At 41.1% G+C, this 20,446-nt stretch carries 14 protein-coding genes; all 14 read left to right on the top strand.

Going from position 1 to position 20,446, the window contains the following annotated elements; all coding sequences use genetic code 11:
* The first annotated feature begins 17 nt into the window (after positions 1–17).
* Positions 18–1,283 (top strand): hypothetical protein, encoded by a 1,266-nt coding sequence (locus B3B27_RS00310; protein WP_286846468.1) that lies wholly within the window; start codon positions 18–20, stop codon positions 1,281–1,283.
* Between the two features lie 243 nt (positions 1,284–1,526).
* A complete protein-coding gene (locus B3B27_RS00305) occupies positions 1,527–2,114 on the top strand; it encodes a hypothetical protein (protein ID WP_286845288.1) in 588 nt (195 codons plus the stop codon).
* Positions 2,115–2,544: 430 nt separating this feature from the next.
* Entirely contained in the window at positions 2,545–3,111 is a 567-nt protein-coding gene (locus tag B3B27_RS00300) for an RNA polymerase sigma-70 factor (RefSeq protein ID WP_286832899.1), read from the top strand.
* Positions 3,112–3,243: 132 nt separating this feature from the next.
* The gene (locus B3B27_RS00295) at positions 3,244–4,239 is read left to right on the top strand and encodes a FecR family protein (RefSeq protein WP_286846467.1); all 996 of its coding nucleotides are present in this window, start codon (positions 3,244–3,246) and stop codon (positions 4,237–4,239) included.
* 256 nt (positions 4,240–4,495) lie between these two features.
* A complete protein-coding gene (locus B3B27_RS00290) occupies positions 4,496–7,936 on the top strand; it encodes a TonB-dependent receptor (protein WP_286846466.1) in 3,441 nt (1,146 codons plus the stop codon).
* 12 nt (positions 7,937–7,948) lie between these two features.
* The gene (locus tag B3B27_RS00285; protein ID WP_286845284.1) at positions 7,949–9,793 is read left to right on the top strand and encodes a RagB/SusD family nutrient uptake outer membrane protein; all 1,845 of its coding nucleotides are present in this window, start codon (positions 7,949–7,951) and stop codon (positions 9,791–9,793) included.
* Positions 9,794–9,811: 18 nt separating this feature from the next.
* The gene (locus B3B27_RS00280) at positions 9,812–10,702 is read left to right on the top strand and encodes a hypothetical protein (RefSeq protein WP_286832905.1); all 891 of its coding nucleotides are present in this window, start codon (positions 9,812–9,814) and stop codon (positions 10,700–10,702) included.
* A gap of 173 nt (positions 10,703–10,875) precedes the next feature.
* Positions 10,876–11,991, top strand: a complete 1,116-nt coding sequence (locus tag B3B27_RS00275; protein ID WP_286832907.1) for a glycoside hydrolase family 18 protein — start codon at positions 10,876–10,878, stop codon at positions 11,989–11,991.
* A gap of 16 nt (positions 11,992–12,007) precedes the next feature.
* Entirely contained in the window at positions 12,008–14,335 is a 2,328-nt protein-coding gene (locus B3B27_RS00270; RefSeq protein ID WP_238868284.1) for a beta-galactosidase, read from the top strand.
* A 3-nt stretch (positions 14,336–14,338) separates the two neighbouring features.
* Entirely contained in the window at positions 14,339–15,316 is a 978-nt protein-coding gene (locus tag B3B27_RS00265) for an ROK family protein (protein ID WP_286846464.1), read from the top strand.
* On the top strand, positions 15,249–16,553 hold the full coding sequence (locus B3B27_RS00260; protein ID WP_286846046.1) for an MFS transporter: 1,305 nt from the start codon (positions 15,249–15,251) through the stop codon (positions 16,551–16,553). Before B3B27_RS00265 ends, B3B27_RS00260 begins: the two co-directional genes overlap by 68 nt.
* A gap of 10 nt (positions 16,554–16,563) precedes the next feature.
* Positions 16,564–17,328: a sugar isomerase domain-containing protein gene (locus B3B27_RS00255; protein ID WP_238868288.1), complete on the top strand. Its 765-nt coding sequence runs from the start codon at positions 16,564–16,566 to the stop codon at positions 17,326–17,328.
* A 405-nt stretch (positions 17,329–17,733) separates the two neighbouring features.
* Positions 17,734–18,645, top strand: coding sequence for a metallophosphoesterase (locus B3B27_RS00250; RefSeq protein WP_286846462.1), 912 nt, complete (start codon positions 17,734–17,736; stop codon positions 18,643–18,645).
* 387 nt (positions 18,646–19,032) lie between these two features.
* Complete coding sequence (locus tag B3B27_RS00245; protein ID WP_238868291.1) at positions 19,033–20,433, top strand: arylsulfatase; 1,401 nt, start codon at positions 19,033–19,035, stop codon at positions 20,431–20,433.
* The last annotated feature ends 13 nt before the right edge of the window (positions 20,434–20,446 follow it).

The raw sequence follows: 20,446 nt of genomic DNA, 5'->3' as shown, positions 1-20,446 counted from the left end.
AATTAAACTGAATTCCTATGATAAAAAAACATATTGCAATTATATGCCTTTTTTGTATGGTATGGTCATGCGCGGGCATTAAAAACGAGATTGGAAAGCCCTATGTCGGATGGAAAAACGGCGAGATGGACATCCATCATATTTATACAGGAAGGGGAGAGGCAAATTTCCATATCTTCCCTGATGGCACATCGATGCTGATAGATGCGGGGGACTGGGATCCTTCCAATTACGACAAGATGTGCGAGCTGCTGCCCGACTCTTCACGTCGTTCAGGCGAATGGATTGCCCGCTATATAGAGCAGGTGAATCCATTTAAAAACCATGTCGACTATCTGGTGGTTTCCCATTTTCATAATGACCACACCGGCGATTGCACAAATAAAGCCAAGCAGACCTCAAGAAGAAACCCAGATTACGTTTTAACTGGTATAGCAGAAGTTGGAGAAACTATTAGTTTCAGCAAGATGATAGACCGCGGCTGGCCCGACTATCAATACCCTTTCTCTGTTAATGACTTGGACGTAGACAATTACCGTGCCTTTGTCGACTGGAAAATTGAGACGGAAGGATTATACCCCGAGCGCTTTGAAATTGGCAGCAACAAACAGATTGTGTTACTAAAAAACAAAGAGAAATATCATGAGGCATTCAGCATTCAAAACCTGGCGGCAAACGGGAAAATATGGACTGGTGAAGGCTTGGAGACGACCGACTACTATGAACTTCATCTCGATAATAAAACAAACTGGCAAAATGAGAATACCAAAAGCGTAGCCATGCGAATTTCGTACGGCCCGTTTTCCTATTATACAGGAGGTGACTTAAGCGGACAGTTGCTCGACGAAAAGGGAAATCCGGTTGATACAGAGGAGGAAGTTGCTAAAATATGTGGCACCGTAGATGTGTGCAAAGCCAACCACCATGCATATAAAGACGCAATGAGCGAGGGTTTTGTCAAAAACATTGGAGCATTTGCATACATAATCCCGGTGTGGGATTACGAACACATTCAGCCGGTTGTCATGGAACGAATTATTTCCCTATCTCCACATGAAGGAGGGCCAAAGATATTTACGACTCAATTCCCAGTCAGGCTCAGAAATCAATACCGTAAAGAAAAATGGCTAAATTCGGTTTGCCAGGAAGACGGGCATGTTGTTTTGAAGGTGTTTGATAAGGGCAGAAAGTACAAAATTTATGTACTGTCGCCACGTGATGAAAACCAGATAGTAAAAGGAGTCTATGGACCATATTATGCAAAATCGGATTTGCAGAATTAATAATTATACAGATGCTTCGTTTTAGAAAATAATATTCTGTGGCTCTTAGTATTTTCTTTCATAATGTCGGTGATAATGTCTAAAAAAATAAATTTAAATGATGAGAGCACCAAATGTTTATAGACTGGCCTGTTGCTGTATCCATAAAAATAATCAGAAGCGAAAGTCAAATGGAATTTATAATACACAAATAAAGGTTTTGACAGATTAGAATCACTAATTAAACAATAAATACAAATAACTATGGCAATTAACAGAAGAGAATTTTTAAGAACATCTCTAGCGGGAAGTGCTGTAATACTTGGCAGCAAGCTAAATGGAATGAATAAAACGGTGTCGGACCTGGATATGGTAAACATTACCGACGAAAATAATCCTCCTGCAAAAGGAAAATCAGTCCTGGGGCTCCGCTGCAAACATATTCCTACAGTCCGTATTGGGGTAGTAGGGCTGGGCCGGGGAGGCGCTGCAGTCAATCGGCTTAGCCTGATTGAGGGTACGGAAATAGTGGCTTTGTGCGACCTGAATCCGGAGCGAATCAAGAGCAGTCAGAAATCGCTGAAAAACAATAAGCGAAAGGAAGCTGCCATTTATACGGGAGATGAGGATTGGAAAAAAATGTGCGAACGTGACGACATTGATTTAATCTACAACGCAACGCCATGTAACAGAGATAAATATCCCGACTTCTCATCCATGTTGCCGTCGAAGTCGTCTAAATCCTCGCCACATCCGCCATCTCGTGGTGTAAAACCTCCTTTTGGTGGAAGCCATCCAATCGATGGCAATGTTTTATCACACATGAAATGTTTTAAATCACGGCCGATTTAATTCGCCCCAAACATTATTTATGGGTACTGCTTGTAAATTTTCACCTCCGAATCCGCCTAACACAAGCTCTCCCGTATACAGTAAGATCCTTTTTTATTAAATTATGTTGCTGGTTGACACTCTTTGGGGTTTCGCACCTCCAACCGCTTAGCACCCCCCCGCGGTGTTTTTCATGGTTTTGTTTAAAAAACCTATGTAAAACTTACCGGGAAAGTTGCAATTCTAAAATACCAGATAGCAATCTTTAATCCGATCTGTCATCGCCTGTTTGAATGAACAGAATAATAATTCACATTTTTTTCATACATTTGTAAAATCAAAGCAATCAATTTGCAACTTTTTTGCAAACGGTCACTAACAGATATTACAAATCTGACAAAATGAGCCTTATCTGAAATGAAGGGTTTTTTCTATAAAGTATAAAAGTGCTTTGAAGAACAAAACAATAGATATAAACTCACGCACGCTTCGCCTTCTGCAGGAAGGAGATGAAAAGGCCTTTGAACATATTTTTCATTTCTACTACAATCAGGTTTATACATTTGTACTAAACACGCTTTTCAATAAAACTTTTGCAGAAGACATTACACAAACTGTCTTCATAACGCTCTGGGAGAAAAGAGAAACAATTGATCCCGATACCAATATTGCACCTCTTCTTTATACCATTGCCAAAAATCATGTTTACAGACAAACGGAACAATTGCTGCGAAAATACAAATATGAACAAACTCAACAGGAAATTATGCCGGAAGAGAGTAATCCGGAAGAAGATGTAAATAATCTTTTTCTGGAGAAAATTCTTTCAGAATTGATTGAAAAACTTCCCACAGCACGACGTAAAATTTTCTTATTAAGCCGAAAAGAGAATCTGTCAAACAAAGATATTGCTTCCCGTTTAAATATTTCAGAAAAAACAGTTGAAACACAAATAAGACGCTCTCTTATTTTTTTAAATGAAAAACTGAAACACTACCTCAATTTGCTGATATTTTAATCTGTCGGTTGCTATAATTCCGGAAACCTTATGCGTCATTTTTAATATTATATTGTTAAATATAATTAATATTCTTGTTAAAACCGAAATCTTTGTAAGGGTTTTACCTTCCTCACGTATATAACAATAAATATGTCAGAAGAAATTACAAATTTGGTTGGGAAATTTCTCTCCAATACCCTATCGGAAGAAGAAATAGGTAAGTTGCTCCGTGCTTATCAACAAAAGCAGATAAGCGAAAAGCAATTTGGAGATTATTATGCAAGCAAATGGGAAGATGCCGGCCAGCATCCGTCCCGGCTCGCCGCAGAAAACAGGGAAAAAGCATGGGAACAGTTTAAGATGTATATGCGTCGAAATATCCAAACCCTTCCGAAACACAAAAGCAGATGGATTGCAATGGCGAGCATAGCAGCCGTAGCTATACTGTTTTTTATACTGGGCCTCTCGCTCCAACGGATCCGTAATCATTCACAACAAGAACTTGTGGTAATGGTTGAAAACGGACAAAAGGCAAGCGTTCAGCTTCCCGACGGTTCCCGGGTGCGCCTCAATTCGGCCAGCGAACTGCGTTATTCTCAGGATTTCGGAGAAAAAAACCGAATGGTAAAACTGGAAGGAGAAGCCTATTTTGAGGTACAAAGCAACCCAAACAACCCGTTCATCGTGTTAACACGTGACCATCTGCAGGTAAAGGCTGTGGGGACAAAGTTCAACATTAAGGCATATTCCAATGATGATCAAATAACCGGAACACTCATTGAAGGCAGAATTGAAGTAAGCAACTCATTGTTATCCGAAGTGCTGGCTCCTAACGAACGGATTTCATTCAATACTAAAGATGGAATGTTCAGTAAGTCCCGTATAGACAATGTAAATGAAGCCATTTTTTGGATGACCGATCAATTCGTGTTCGACAAAGAAACATTAGGAGACATTGCCAAAATACTGGAAAGAATGTACAACGTAACTATCTCTTTTACATCACCCGAAATAACAGAGATACAATATAGCGGAAAAATCAAGAACAACAGTATGGAGAATGTACTGAATCTTATCACTGTTGTTTCCCCGCTACAGTACACAATGTCCGGATCGCACATTACATTCAGTAAAAAACAGAATTAATAACTCACAAAAAATAGACGTGTATGAAATAAAACAGAAAACAACTCACCTGATTACAATAGAAAAGCCGGAGCAATGTAAGGGCATCACTCCGGTTAAAGAATGCAATATTCCGCTAACAGGATAATAACACAACAGCAACTTGCTGATGGCCGCATTCATATGGGGGACAAAATTACTCAATCATAGTGAACTTCGTGCCTTTTTATCCTTAATTATATCCTAAAACAAGCTAAAATCTAAAAAAATTTATTCAATGAACGTACAAATCAAACGAATTGGCGTGAGCTGTTTGCTCCTGCTGCTACTAAGTATCGGGCAAAGTATGGCGCAATTGAGTATTTCTGCGACAAATACGGAAATAAAAAACATACTTCGACAAATTGAGGAAAAAAGCAGTTACACTTTTTTCTATAGCGATAATTTTCTGGATTTAAACCAAAAGGCGACCATCCAAACTAAGGACGAGACAATTGAAAACATACTAAACAGGTTGTTCCGGAATACGAACATCGACTATCTGATCAACAACACACAAATAGCGCTATCCGAAAAGCGCGCGAAAGAAAATCCCGTCAACACCGCCCAACAACAAAGAGGGAAGACCATATCGGGAACAATTCGCGATAACGCCGGCGATCCGGTTATAGGGGCAACCATCGTGGAAAAAGGGAATCCTTCACACGGAACAGTTACCGATACAGACGGTAACTTTAGCCTTCCCAATACGCCTGAAAATGCTATACTCCAAATTACATATGTAGGCATGAAGCCGCAAGAAATAGCTATCAAAGGAAGGACAACAATACATGTCGCTATGGAAACGGACTCAGAACTGTTGGAGGAGTTGGTGGTTATCGGATACGGAACAATGAAGAAAAAATTGGTGACGGGTGCTACAGTTCAGGTAAAAGGTGAAAATATCGCACGATTAAACACACCCAACGTATTGGGGGCTTTACAAAGCCAGGCACCGGGGGTTAACATTACACAGGTCAGCGGATTTATCGGGGACGGTTTTAAGGTAAACATCCGCGGTATCGGTACCAATAATTATTCAACTCCTTTGTATGTAATTGATGGGGTTGTAGGCGGCAGCCTCGACGGACTAAGTCCTAACGATATCGAAAGTATTGACGTATTAAAAGATGCGGCAACCGCGGCAATTTATGGTTCAAGGGCTGCTAATGGCGTTATTCTTGTGAAGACTAAAAGTGGGCAAGCAGGAAAACATGAAATTACGTATGACGGTTATTACGGGATACAAAATCTCTATAAAATACCCACTGTCCTAAATGCCCAAGAGTTTATGAGCATTCAAAATGAAGCCCGGATCATGGATGGCCTGCCAATATATAATTGGAATAATTTAATTCCGACCAGAGATCTGGCCTCTATTCGTGACGGTTCATGGAAAGGAACGAACTGGACAAAAGAGATCCTTAATAAAAACGCCATTATTCAATCCCACAGTATCGGCATCAACAGCGGAACGGAGCGATCTGTTTCATCCTTGGGCCTTACATTCCTTCAACAAGAAGCTACAATGGGCGTACCTTACAATATTCCCATTTTAAATCGGTTCAATGCGCGAATCAACACGGAATCAATTATCCTTAAAAAAGGAGACCTTGATATATTAAAAGTGGGTGAAACGCTTAATTATCGTTTTAATCGTTCTCAAGGACAGGTCGCTCGGGATGATATATACTGGAACACGATTCACAATACATTAGTGATGAGCCCATTGATGCATGCATACAATAGTAAGGGCGAATACTATACCTTTAATGACCAGGTAGCCGATGGTTATAATTGGGATACAGCAAACAATGCGAATAAAAACCCGATTGCATACATGGATTATATGATGAATCAAAACCTCAGTAAATCTCATTTCTTGCAAACCAGCGCCTACTTGGATCTGCAACCTATCAAGGATTTAACGTTCCGGTCACAGTTCGGTTATATGCTAAGTGCATCCAGCTATAGATCATATATTCCTTCTTTTGGAAAATTAACGGCAACTCTAGAGCAGGTGCAAGACCGCGTAACCCAATCCATGGGGCAATCTCAATATTGGACATTGGACAACACGATCAATTATGTTATGACATTTGGAGAACATAATCTGGATGCGCTCTTGGGACAAGGTATGACACGCCAGATGCTAAGCGAATCAATGAGCGGCTCAAACCAGGGGTCTATCTTTTACGATTTCGACCATGCCTGGCTAAGTAATGTGCCTGGTTTAAATACAGTACAATCTCTTACCGGTACCCCTACCCTGTCAAGTGGCTCCTTATCTGCATTTGGACGATTGAATTATAACTATAACGAAACATATATGGCTTCGTTTATTTTACGAGCCGACGGCTCTTCAAATTTCGCTCCAGGGCATAGATGGGGATATTTCCCTTCCGTTTCAGCAGGTTGGGTAATAAGCAACGAAAAATTCTGGAATGAAAACATAAAAGGTGTAGATTTCCTGAAGTTACGCGTATCTTATGGTTCAAACGGTAATGACCGCGTTGCATCTTTTCAATATGTTGGATTGATAACTTCTAACAATAATAATGGCGGTTATCCTTTTGGCAATTCAATGGGAGATGCAGCCACGGGTTCATATGCTTATCGTGGGGTAAATCCAGATCTGAAATGGGAAACACAAACTATGATTAATTTGGGAGCTGATGCCAGTTTTTTCAACAACTGTATGAGATTGGAACTTGATTGGTATAATCGTATTACCAAAGACTGGTTAGTAGATCCCCCTCAGCCGGCAGATTTTGGAGTTTCCCCTGCTTTTATTAATGGCGGTGATGTTCAGAACACCGGGTTTGAAATAACCTTAGGCTGGAACGAGCAGGTAAGTAAGGATTTCTACTTCGATACAAACCTCTCGTTGAGTTATAATAAAAACAAGGTTCTAAAAATTGCAAATGCGGAGAAGATTCTTCGGGGGCCTATCAGCGTATTGTGGGAAGGATCAGACGAAAGCTATCGTTCTGAGGTAGGGAAACCATTCGGATATTTTTATGGATATAAAAGTAGCGGCATTTTTCAAAATCAGCAACAGATTGATGATTATAAAGGAGCCAAACTTCTGGGAGATAATACACAACCGGGCGATGTTATCTGGCAGGATATCGATGGAAACGGAACCATTAATGCCGATGACCGCACAGAAATAGGAAATCCGCATCCCGACTTCACACTGGGTTTTTCTTTTAACATAGACTATAAGGGAATTGAACTGAACGTGAACACTTACGGTGCATTCGGTCATCAGATATTGAAATCTTATCGTGATTATGTAGCCTCTCCAATGGCCAATTATACAACGGATATTTTCCAACGTTGGCATGGAGAAGGGACATCTAACAAATATCCGCGTGTATCAAGTTCGGTAAACTCAAACTGGAATAGGATATCCGATATTTACATAGAGAACGGCGATTATTTCAAAATAAAAAATGTATCCCTGGGATATGACTTCAAAAGAGCATTTAAAAGACTCCCTCTTAGTCAGTTAAAGATATATGTGACTGCACAAAACCTGTTTACATTCACAGGTTATACAGGAATGGATCCTGAAATTGGGTATGGAGCAGGAAATACCTATGCACAAGGAATTGATTTAGGATTTTATCCGAGTTCGAGGGTATATATGATTGGTATGAATATCAAATTTTAAAATAGAAAAACAATGAAAAAATATATCGCATTTATCCTATTATTGACCATTGGTTCCTACATAAGCTGCAGTGATTTTTTAGACAGTGAAAGCTTGACAACCAAATCAACCGATAATTTCCCGTTTACTGAAACGGAAGCTAACGAATTGATTACAGGCATATATGCCAATATGTTATTCCAGGATCCGGAAACATCCTCTTATTTCTATCTGGCGCAATTGGCGAGTGACGATTGCTTGGGCGGGAACCTGGAAGCATCGAATAACTGTGCGACCAACTTTCTGATGTACACAAACCTGAATATGCTACAACCCTTATATGCCCGGTGTTATAGGCAAATCAACCGTGCAAATGTAGCCATTGAAACATTAGATAATGTAGCAAAGTGGTCGAGTGAAACCGAACGAAACCGCTGCTTTGGTGAAGCCTATTTCCTACGCGCTTTCGCATTTAATGAACTGGTACAGGTTTTCGGCGGCGTTCCTTTACGTACAGACAGCAGAAACCCGGATAAACTACCGCGTGCATCTGTCGATGAAGTATATCAACAAATAGCTTCCGACCTGAAAAATGCCATTGAATTGATGCCGGACCGCATTTATCTGGATGGTTCGCCGATGGTGGGGCATGCTACCAAATACGCGGCAGAAGCCTTAATGGCACGTGTATTCCTTTTTTATACCGGGCGCTATGATAAAACCGAGCTTCCCGACGGAATTACCAAAGCACAGGTCATTGAATGGATAGATGATTGCGTGAACAATTCCGGTCATGATCTGGTTTCAGATCAACGCAACCTTTGGGCTTATACAAACAAAGCCTCCCAGGATAATGACCGTGAAGAATATAAATATCAATATGTGCTGAATAATAATCTGGATTGGGCCGGCTTAAGCCCCATCGAAACCCTGTTTGCCAACAAGCATAAATTAAAAGGCAACAATTGGACATATACATGGTTTAGCAATACAGTGTCGCAATTTTATTCTCCCTCGGCCGATAATTCAAAAGCAGAAGATGGAGAAGGTTACCCGTTTGGCAGAGGTTGGGGAGCCGGTCCAGTTTCGCCAGCTATGGTAAATGACTGGATAGAATGGTCGGAACAACAGTCCTATTTGAACGGAGCGACAGAAGATCCTCGCCTGACTGGTTCCATCTGGTCGTATCGTGCACTTGATCCGAATAATACAGGAAGCGTATTATTCGACCGGAGATTAACTCCGGATGAGCCTGATTACACGGTTTCGTATCGGTACTATGAACAGACCGGTTATCATCAGAAGAAATATATTAATGTTATGTCATATCAAAACATTAACGCCAATGATCCAGGAAAAAATCCGGTTTACGGAATCCGATCATTCGCTCTTCAGCTCTATCCTCAAATAACCGCTGATGTTATAAGCCAATCGCTGAACAACATCGCTGACTTAATCCATATTCGTTTTGCGGACGTATTGTTGATGCAATCAGAATTAAAAGAAGATGCCACCGGACTTAATCGCGTACGCGCCCGGTCGAATTTGGCGCCAATTGCTTATTCACTGGCAGCGATCAAAAACGAACGTCGTTGGGAATTTGCTTTCGAATCCATACGATGGTGGGATTTGTTGAGATGGTCAGGACCATCTTTGGAGGAAGCAGGAGAAGCGCTAAACAAACAAAAAGGATTTACCTTGCTTAATGCAGGCGTAGAAGTTCCAATGGTAAATTTTGACTACAAGGCTCGTTTAAAACAGACGCAAGGTTGGTGGCCTATTCCACAGACTGAAGTAGATTTATCGGGTGGTTTGTTTGAACAGAATCCCGGTTGGGAGTCCAGCGCTTTGTTTTCCAGTTGGAATAGATTACAATAACTTAAAAAATGATCAAGTATGAAAACAATAATAAGAATTTTTCTGCTGGGTATTTTATTCACTTATGGATGCGACCCGATTGAAGACATGGCACTGCGTGAACAGTTTGAAAATGCTGGAGCTCCTATAAGTCAAGCCGAATTGGATGCTGCTTTATCTGTTACACAACCTATTCCTAACACAGATGACAAAGTGGAAGGCGATCAGTATGTCGTATTGAAAAACAGTCGCCCCGATGTTGGCGGTGTATGGCACTTGGGATGGAGTACCGGTGAAAAAATTGTAGCATCCGATGACATTACCGTTATTTATGATGCTAACGGCGAATATGAAATCTATTATACCGGCATTTCCGCCAATCAGGTTGTTACGTCTAAAAAATTCAACATCAGCGTAACCAACTGTTTCGATGAATATGATCGTTTGTTATCAGGCGCAAAAGACAAAGCAGACAAAACCGCAAAAAAGACCTGGACATTTTTACAAGTAACAGGAGCCCTTTATAATGGAATGTATGGTAACTGGAAATATTATGATCCGGTTCCCGGACAGAACTCCTGGGGGACCGTAAATACCGCAACCATACCGGAACAAACCATGGTATTTGAATTTAATGCCCATAAAATGACTACTTATTTGGGATCCGGAGCGGTATCAAAGGAGGGAACCTGGGCCTATACGCATAACAAGCCCGAAGGAGTAACAGGTGAATTGATAACCACTGCTCCTGTTATAGGCACCAATATTAGCTGGAGTGTCTGGAAAGGGGCCTCCACTCCATATTGGATAACGTATATTAGCGAAGACCTATTGGTGTTATGTTTCCCACAGACTTACAGTAAGCCTGCAGATGCAGCGGACTGGGATTTTTATGGGACCTATTTTTACCTTGTACCAAAAGAGGAATAAGTAGGTTTATCAATTGCCGGTAACAGGTATTGTTCTTGTTATAGGCACATTTTTGTGATTTATTGTTTTTCTAATAGATAATTCACATTTATATTCACTTATAATAAATGCTATTGGTTATTACTGTGAATAATAGATAACTTATGAGTTATATCATATTGATTCCAAACAGAATGTTAGTAAAAAATATAACAAAAACCCTTTATGTTGTGTTTGCGCTTTTGTTGTTTACAACTTGTGAGAAAGACGATTATGAAGCGGGATTAAAAGCTCCCGATAAGGACAGCAATATGCCTGAATTAGTAGAAGGACGTATCGCACTGGCTTACGTGACATCCTGGAGTACGGTGATCCCCGATCCCCAATACCTGACAAATATCAATTACGCCTTCGCCGAACCCTATATGGAGGGCGGAGTCTATAAAGGAATCTATGTACTGGGCGACGAAAACCGTTTCCGGCAGATCGTAAATCTGAAGAAGGCTAATCCGAATCTGTCCATTTCCATATCATTAGAAAATTCACAAGGGGAAGGTTTTTCACAACTTGCCAAATCGGATGAATACCGCAAAGCTTTTGCCAATGATTGTAAAGCTTTCCTGCAAAAATGGGGCATCGATGGTATTGATATGGACTGGGAGTTTCCCGGCCTCTCATGGAGCGGTGATCCGAATGCTTATGATGCGACAGTAGATGTAGCGAACCATGTACTGTTGATGAGGCAACTGCGTGAAACCTTAGGGACCCAGTACCTGCTCACCTATGCCGGCTATTGTATGGATAAGCAACCGATTACGGGAGGATGGCGCTATATCGACATTGCAGCCGTTGCCCCTTACGTCGATTTTGTGAATATTATGACTTATGATTTGGATGCGGCCCCCCATCATCAATCCGCACTGTATGATCCGTCGGCGGCTTCTGACTGTTCCCGTGCCGTTCAGGCCTATCTGGATGCCGGCATGCCGGCCAATAAACTGGTGTTAGGCGTACCTTTCTACGGGCGCCACTCATGGACGGAAGCGATCAACTACAAAAAAATCATCGATCTCGACGCCCGATCCTATAAGATCGACAATTGGGACAATGCGGCTTCCGTTCCGTACGTCACCTACAACGGGGTTTACTATTGCGGATACGACAATGAGAAAAGTATCGGAATGAAAGGCGAGTGGGTTCTGGGTAAAGGGATGAAAGGCCTGATGTTCTGGGATTATGACGGTGACGACAATCAGGGAACTTTGCGAAAAGCCGTATGGAAGTCTGTAATGAAGAGCAAAAAATCATAACTATAATTTATTGAATATGTCAGTCAAAATACAAAATTTTAAATTACATCTGCTTTTTATATTGTTTTTGTCTATCGCGATCGGAGTTCAGGGACAAACGAAACAGGAAGGAATAGATAAAAATTTCTTTCCTTTCTCGGTATGGTACAGTGGCGGCAAAGCCAGAGCTCCAATGCTGTCTGAGATAACAACAAAGTCGGAGCAGGAATGGAGAACCGATCTCCGGCAGATAAAGGATCTCGGATTCAACACTGTTCGTACATGGGTTGAATGGGCAGCCTGTGAACCGGAACCCGGTAAATACAATTTCGCCAATTTGCACCTTCTCATGCGACTCGCCAATGAAGTGGGATTAAAAGTATTCATTCAGATATATGTGGATTCCGCTCCGGACTGGGTAGCACAAAATTATCCTTATGCGCTGTTCGAAGCGCAAAGCGGAGATAAGGTACACCCCCAATCGGCACCAGGAGCCTGTACAGATAACAAAGCCGTGGAAGATGCGGTACTCAATTTTTATTCTGAAACAGCTAAAGTAGCAACTTCATATCCCAATTTTTTTGGATGGGATCTCTGGAGTGAACCGCATATAATCAACTGGGCATCTCTCAATTATATTCCAAATGTTCAGTTCTGTTTTTGTGACGGGACACAGGCAAGATTCAGGAAGTGGCTTGAGAAAAAATACAGCTCCCTCGAAAATTTAAACAGAGCGTGGTACCGTAATTTCACAGACTGGCCGCAAGTAGAAGCTCCAAGGTTCAGTACCATTTTAAGTTATACCGACTTCATCGACTGGAAAACTTTTATATATGAAAAACTGGTTCAGGATATGCAGGCGCGTTATGACGCAATAAGGAAAGTTGACAAGACTCACCTGATTACTGCTCATGCCGTAGGTGCATCGCTCTTTCAGTCTCCCCATGTTGGCGCGGGAGCAACGGACGACTTTCTTATGGCCGGTCCGTTGGATTATTATGGGGTATCACTCTATCCCAAACACAATCATCCTCAAAATGCATGGTCGGTGACAACGCTACGTACCGTGATGGACTTCACCAGGAGTGCAAACCGTGAAAAAGGTGGTTGGTACGTTGGAGAACTGCAGGCAGGATTAGGTACTATTGCGCTTCAGGTGAGTGACCCGGTGACCTCCGGCGACCATCGCATATGGGCCTGGTCGGCTATCGCCAAAGGGGCTAAAGGAGTAAATATCTACGCCTATTACCCAATGTCGTCAGGATATGAAGCAGGAGGGTATGGCTTGATTAATCTGGATGGAACCTTAACCGAAAGAGCAATAAAGGCAGGGGAAATAGCAGAGGTGGTGAACCGAAATCAGCAACTCTTCCTGGGTGCTACTCCTGCAAAGGCTGAAATTGGCATTGTATATAATCCGCTGACCCAGATGGTAGGAGGAATGCAGCGCAACGATTTTCCGGCAGCATTGAGCCAATCACTGATTGGTTATTTCCAGACATTTGCCAATCACAATATCCCTGTAGATTTTATCCACAGAAAACATATAGAAAACCGGGATCTTTCGCAATATAAATTGATCATAATCCCCTATCCTATCATGTTCACCCGAGAGGCGGCATCCGGATTGCGTGCTTTCGTGGAAAATGGAGGATATGTATTGGCGGAAGCCCGTATCGGCTGGAACGATGATCGTGGTTATGCTTCGGAAATTATTCCTGGTCTAGGGATGCATGACATTTTCGGTGTAAGGGAAAATGAAATCAGAATGCGTGACAATATTGAGTTGACAATTTCAGATGAAAATCACCCGGCACTGCAAGGACTTGAAGAAGGAAGTAAACTCAAAGGCTCTTTATATTTGCAGTCGTTAAGTATTCTTCAAAACAAAAATGTAAATATTTTAGCTATAGACGAGAAGGGACAACCGGTTGTTGTAAGTACTCAATTTGGGAAGGGCGAATCGATGCTCGTAGGATCTTATTTAGGGATGGCCAATTTTAAGGAGGTGAGCCCTGAAAATGACAGGTTCTTTGTCAATTTACTGAAATGGGCTAAAATTAAAAGACCTTTTACAACATCTCTTGACGGTAGAACTTCTAATCAGGTGGAAGTCCGGCTGCAGGATACAAAGGACGGTCCCCTTCTTTTTATCATCAACCATAGTGCCGGTAGTGAAGAAATTGATATAGTTCTGTATATGGACTCTGACGGTGTATATACCCTGCGGGATGTAATCAATGAAACGCAAAAAGAGGTGCGAAGCTCCGGTAATACGCTGAACATCAACACCCGTATTGACAGCAAAGATGTCCATGTGATTGGAATAACTGCAAGCAATCAAATTTCAAACAAAAAGAGATAACTCATGGCTGTTATAGGGATAGATCTGGGAGGTACCAAAATTACAAGCGCCCTATTTGATGAAAATGGTAGGATACTCTGCCAGGTATTGTGCCTTCTCGAAGAACGAAAAGAGAGCGAGGTAGGCCGGCTGGTTTTGCATACCATCGATGAATTAATTGAACGACCGGAGGGACGCAGGGATGCTGTCGAAGCATTGGGTATCTGTGTCCCAGGTATAGCGGACAGTAAGACGGGACTCATATGGGCACCCAACATAAACGGTTGGGAAAACTATCCGCTTCAAAAAGAGATAGAGGAGCATTTTAATGATGATAAGGTCACAATTAATATTGCCAGCGACAGGACCTGTTACATTCTGGGAGAGAAATGGAAGGGTGCAGCAAAAAATGCCACCAATGCAATATACATCTCAATAGGTACGGGTATTGGAGTGGGAATTCTGGTTGATGGAAACATTCTACACGGACATGGAGATATTGTTGGTTCTGCCGGATGGTTTGCAATTGAGACTCCCTATAGAGAGGAATTTGAGAGATATGGTTGTTTCGAAAGTTATGCATCTGGAGATGGCATTGTACGCCAGGTAAAAAGGCTACTGGAAGATGGGACTCTGTTTAGAGAGAGTGAATTATATAAAAGAAAAATTGGGAGCCTGTCAACAAAAGATATTTTTGAAGCAGTGAATAACGAAGATCCCCTCGCATTGTTTGTTATTGAAAAAGCAATTGAAATGTGGGGTATGGCTTCCGCCAACTTAGTCAGCTTGTTAAACCCCGAAATAATCATATGGGGTGGAGGTGTTTTCGGACCAGCCATAAAATTCATAGAACGCATTTATGAGGAAGCTGCCAGATGGGCACAACCCATTGCTATGAAGCAAGTAAGATTCGAGAAATCAATTTTACAAGGTGATGCAGGACTATATGGCGCCGGTTACCTGGCACTTGCATCCATTAACAATAGCCTCAAGATGGGATAAAATAAGCAAAGCCTGCTTTATCTATGTCATGGCAAACGAAAATCTAACTTTAGTGAAAATCAATAATTTTAATTTCGTGAAATACAATAAAACATACGTATATGTAGCCGCCTGTATAGGCATGGCTTTTTTCGGGATTGCATTTATTGTCATGGGGTCCGTTCTGCCCACATTGACTGCTGAATATTCTCTTGATGAAGTAGGATCATCTTCCCTAGTTTCTCTACTGCCAGTAGGAGTACTTGCAGGTTCACTCTTGTTTGGGGTTATTGTAGATAGATTTGGATATAAATTATTGCTTATCGTAAGCACACTGTTTACATTATCTGGAATCGAAGGATTGTCGTTTTTCGAAAACCTGAATCTTTTGCGTATATGTATATTTCTTATCGGTTTAGGTGGAGGTATGCTTAACGGCTCCACAAACGCGCTTGTTTCAGATATCTCAAATGACAAAGAGCGTGGTTCAATGCTAAGTATCCTTGGCGTTTGTTATGGCATAGGGGCGTTGGGGATGCCTCTTTTACTGGGAATGTTCTCCAGAACATATTCTTATCAAATAATATTGCAAGGTACGGGATTGTGTATGATGGCTGCCGTTCTATATTTTATTTTGATTAATTTTCCAGAACCAAAAATCAGACAGGGATTTCCAGTGAAAGAAGCTGTTAAATTGATAAAAGAACCTTTGATCCTTTTTTTAAGTTTTTTCCTCTTTTTCCAAAGTGGTGCTGAGGGGCTTATCAATAACTGGACTACCAGCTATCTTGATGGCAGAGTTGCATTGAATGGTAAAGATGTGGTTCTGAGCCTGACATTCTTTGTTTCAGGAATGGCTGTCTCCCGTTTATTTCTCGGTTATTTATTGCGTATAATAAAAAATGAATATGTTCTTCCGGGAGGAATAATAACTGCCATCATCGGAATAATCATGCTCAATTACGCATGTAATTTACGATTAGCCTCAATCAGCCTTTTTATTACAGGGTTTGGCCTTGCAGCGGGATTCCCGGTTATTATAAGTTACATAGGAACGGCATACAAACATATAAGCGGGACAGCAATCGGATTTGCAATGGTAATTGCGTTGATCGGAAATACCCTGATGAATTATGCCATGGGGTTTATTTCAAAAACATTTGGCATTTCCTCTTTTACACTCGTTATAATTATTTTACTACTAATACAGTCAATTATACTTTTCACTAATTCAAAAATAATTAAAAATATCAATTAAAATTACAATTATGACACTTTCACTTGAATGGTTGGCAAATGCAAGAGGCATTATGCGAAAAATCGAAGAAACACAGCTCGAGAACATTAAAAATGCTGCAACTGCAATGGCAGATAGTATAGAAAAAAACAGATGGGTGCATACATTCGGCTGTGGACATGCCACGATACCCGTAGAGGAAATGTATCCGCGCATCGGTGGCTTTGTAGGATTTCATCCAATGGTAGAGCTACCAATGACTTTCTTCACCGGTATAACCGGACAGATGGGAATCCATCAGTTCTTGTTTCTTGAAAGAGCGGAAGGTTATGGTGACGCGATCATGAAAGCATATAACTTCAGTAATGAAGATTGTATATGGATTTTTTCACACACGGGGATTAACAATGTAAACATAGATGTGGCGCTTCATGCGAAGAAACTGGGACTGAAAGTAATTGTTTATGGATCTGCTGTAGAAGCCAAGGGCAAAGTAACCCGTCACAAAAGCGGAAAAACACTTTTCGAAATCGCCGATATTGTTGTTGATTCGTGCGTTCCGGTGGTAGATGCCTCGGTTGTTCTAAAAAATCACCAAGACAAAATAGGACCGGTATCTACTCTCGCTTTTGTCACATTAGTGTGGATGACCGTGACTAATGTTGCAGAAATTTTGGCAGACAGAGGTGTAAAATTATTCATCCATCCGTCACACAATGTTCCAGGCGACACCACGGCTCAGGAACGGTTAGATGCATGTCTTTCCGAATATAAGCGCCGAGTTTCATCGGTCTAGAGAACAATAACAAAGGAACTTTTTATCTGAAAGGCGATTTATGTAGATAATATTCAATCATTGAGCAGAATTTCAAGAAAGATTTAAATTATCCAGGTCAACGATCTGATAAATACCTTTTGTATGCCAATTTACAAAAACATTGTCCTATGTTGGTCACTTAGACTGATTTTGAAAAAGATCAGAATGACAACTACCAGGCATTGATAACCTGTCCAGCCCTTCATCATCCCAGATATCATTGATAAAGCATTTGAAAACAGGCAAGTTGCATGACCTTTGCCAGATAGAAATTACTTTTATGTAAAGAAACGAAACTGCTGACCGGTTAAAATTTAAGTAAAAAGATTGTGCTACTGATATAATGTTTCGTCGTTATGTTGTAAATTTGCTTTTCTAAACGATATGGACAGAAGAGATTTTTTAAAAAGATTATCAGGGGGGATTTTATTAGCAACTTTACCTTGTCATTATTCCTGTAAAATACTTACACGCTCTTTGCGTTTTGGTATTGTTTCCGATATCCACTATGCAGATCGGGAACCTTGGGGTACAAGATTTTATAAAGAATCTATCGCCAAGCTTCAACATGCGATTGACCTTTTTAATAAAGAAGATTTAGATTTTATTATTGAATTGGGTGATTTAAAAGACCAGAATATTCCAGGCAATAAAGAAGAAACGATAGGATTCCTGAAAAAAATTGAATCTGTTTTTAAATCATACAAGGGTCCGTCCTATCATGTTTTGGGCAATCATGATATGGATTGCATTTCAAAAGAAGATTTCCTGCAATACACATCTAATCCAGGAAATGCAGATAAAAAAACATATTATTCTTTCGATGTTCGAAATATTAGATTCATTGTACTCGATGCCAATTTCAATGAAGACGGGACTCCCTATGACAGTGGAAATTTTGACTGGACACAAGCTTATTTGCCGAAAGAACAGTTAGAATGGCTCAGCCTTGAACTTAAAAAGGATGACAAGTACGTTGTTGTTTTTATTCATCAGCTTTTGGATAGTTTTTCCGACATCTACGAATCGGTGTGCGTAAAAAATGCAAATGAAGTGATTGCTCTTTTGGAAAGTCGAAAAAATGTGTTGGCAGTATTTCAGGGCCATCATCATGAAGGGCATTACAGTTTCCGAAAAAATATTCACTATTGCACAATAAAAGGTATGATTGAAGGAGAGTTGCCCGACAACAATAGTTTCGCAATAGTTGAAATTCATCCGAATTATGACATTTCCATCTCAGGCTTTTACAGTTATGCCTGTAAAGAGATGAAACACTTTCAATTTGGCGAATAAGTTTTGATGTTCAAGAAGTCTGTAATCTGAAAAACAAATCCACTGTAATAGAATGGATCAGCTGGATCCATGGCCGGGAATCGATTAGTACGGACGCGATTATGTTGTTGATGAATCTTCCTCACTGACGATACGAACATGTGACTGGAAATATACAGAACCCAATAACGGTAGTGCATGTTACAGGCTTGCCAATACAGAACTGGGGAACAGACAGATCAGCTCTACGATATGAGCTCCGAAAAGGATGAATTTTAAAACGTTGCACATAAAAACGAACTGATACTGCGATTTATGAAGCAGATACTGTGAAATGAGGAGAACAAAGGGAATATGCAATTTCCAATTTTTTAATGTAACTTTAAAAATGAATAAGAACGTAACAATATGAATAACAATTTTTTTGCCGCAGGGATTTCCTTAGCTGCATTTGTACCAATCATTGCCCAACAAAAGCCAAATGTGGTATTTATCGTTGCAGATGATTTAGGGTATGGCGACTTGAGCTGTTTTGGCCAGGAAAAGTTTCTGACTCCCAACATAGACAGGTTGGCATTAAACGGAACCCGTTTTACACGAACCTATTCCGGTACAACAGTGAGTGCTCCCTCGCGAGCCAGCCTGATGACAGGATTGCACACCGGACACACGCCCATTCGCGGGAACAAGGAAATAAAACCTGAAGGCCAGTTTCCTCTGCCGGCAGGAACATTCACTTTATTTCACCTGTTTAAGAATGCAGGCTATACCACCGGTGCATTTGGGAAATGGGGGCTAGGACAGCCTGGTTCTACGGGAGATCCTAACAATCAGGGCGTGGACGATTTTTTTGGATATAACTGCCAGCTGCTGGCCCATAATTACTACCCCGATCACTTATGGCATAACCAACAGCATGTGAATCTTCCCGAAAATGACAACGGTCAGTTTGGTTCTTTTTCGCAAGACCTTATTCAAGGAAAAACGCTGGAGTTCATTGATAACCACAGTAAAAATCCGTTTTTCCTCTTCGTCCCGATGGTCCTTCCGCACGCCGAACTGGTTGTGCCCGAAGATTCCATCATACAGAAAATAAGAGGAAAGTTTGATGAAGAACCGTATAAGGGTACCGATTCCGGTCCCGCTTTCAGAAAAGGCGGTTATATGTCGCAGGAATATCCGCGAGCTACATATGCCGCCATGGTAATGCGCATAGATATGTACGTGGGACAGATTATCGAGAAGCTTAAAGAAACGGGAGTGTATGAGAATACTTTAATCATTTTCACAAGTGACAACGGCCCGCATTGTGAAGGTGGAGGCGATCCGGACTTTTTCAACAGCAATGGCATCTACCGGGGATATAAACGTGATCTGTATGAAGGTGGCATTCGTGTTCCAACAATTGTTTCGTGGAAGGGGAAAGTACCGGCAGGTAAGAAAAGTGATTTCGCCTTTGCATTCTGGGATTACATGCCTACATTTGCCGAGCTGCTGGAACGTGCAACACCCGGCAATACAGACGGGATAAGCGTTCTACCTGCAATATTGTGCAAAGAGGGACAGAAAGAACGTGATTATTTCTATTTTGAATTTCAGGAGATGAATGGAAAACAGGCCGTCATCAGAGGAGACTGGAAGCTTATACATCAAAATATCCGCAAAAACCCGGTATTTGAGCTGTATAACCTCGCTTCAGATCCTTCGGAGAACCATAACATCGTTTCACTCTATCCTGAAATTGCCATTGAAATGAAAGAAATAATGAAATCAGCCAGGACTGAGGACCCTAATTGGCCGCTATTTTAAAAACATTATCAGT

The organism is Proteiniphilum sp. UBA5463 (assembly GCF_002427225.1).
Lineage (GTDB): Bacteria > Bacteroidota > Bacteroidia > Bacteroidales > Dysgonomonadaceae > Proteiniphilum > Proteiniphilum propionicum.
Note: the sequence above shows the minus strand (reverse complement) of the source record. Positions and strands in the feature narration are given on the sequence as shown.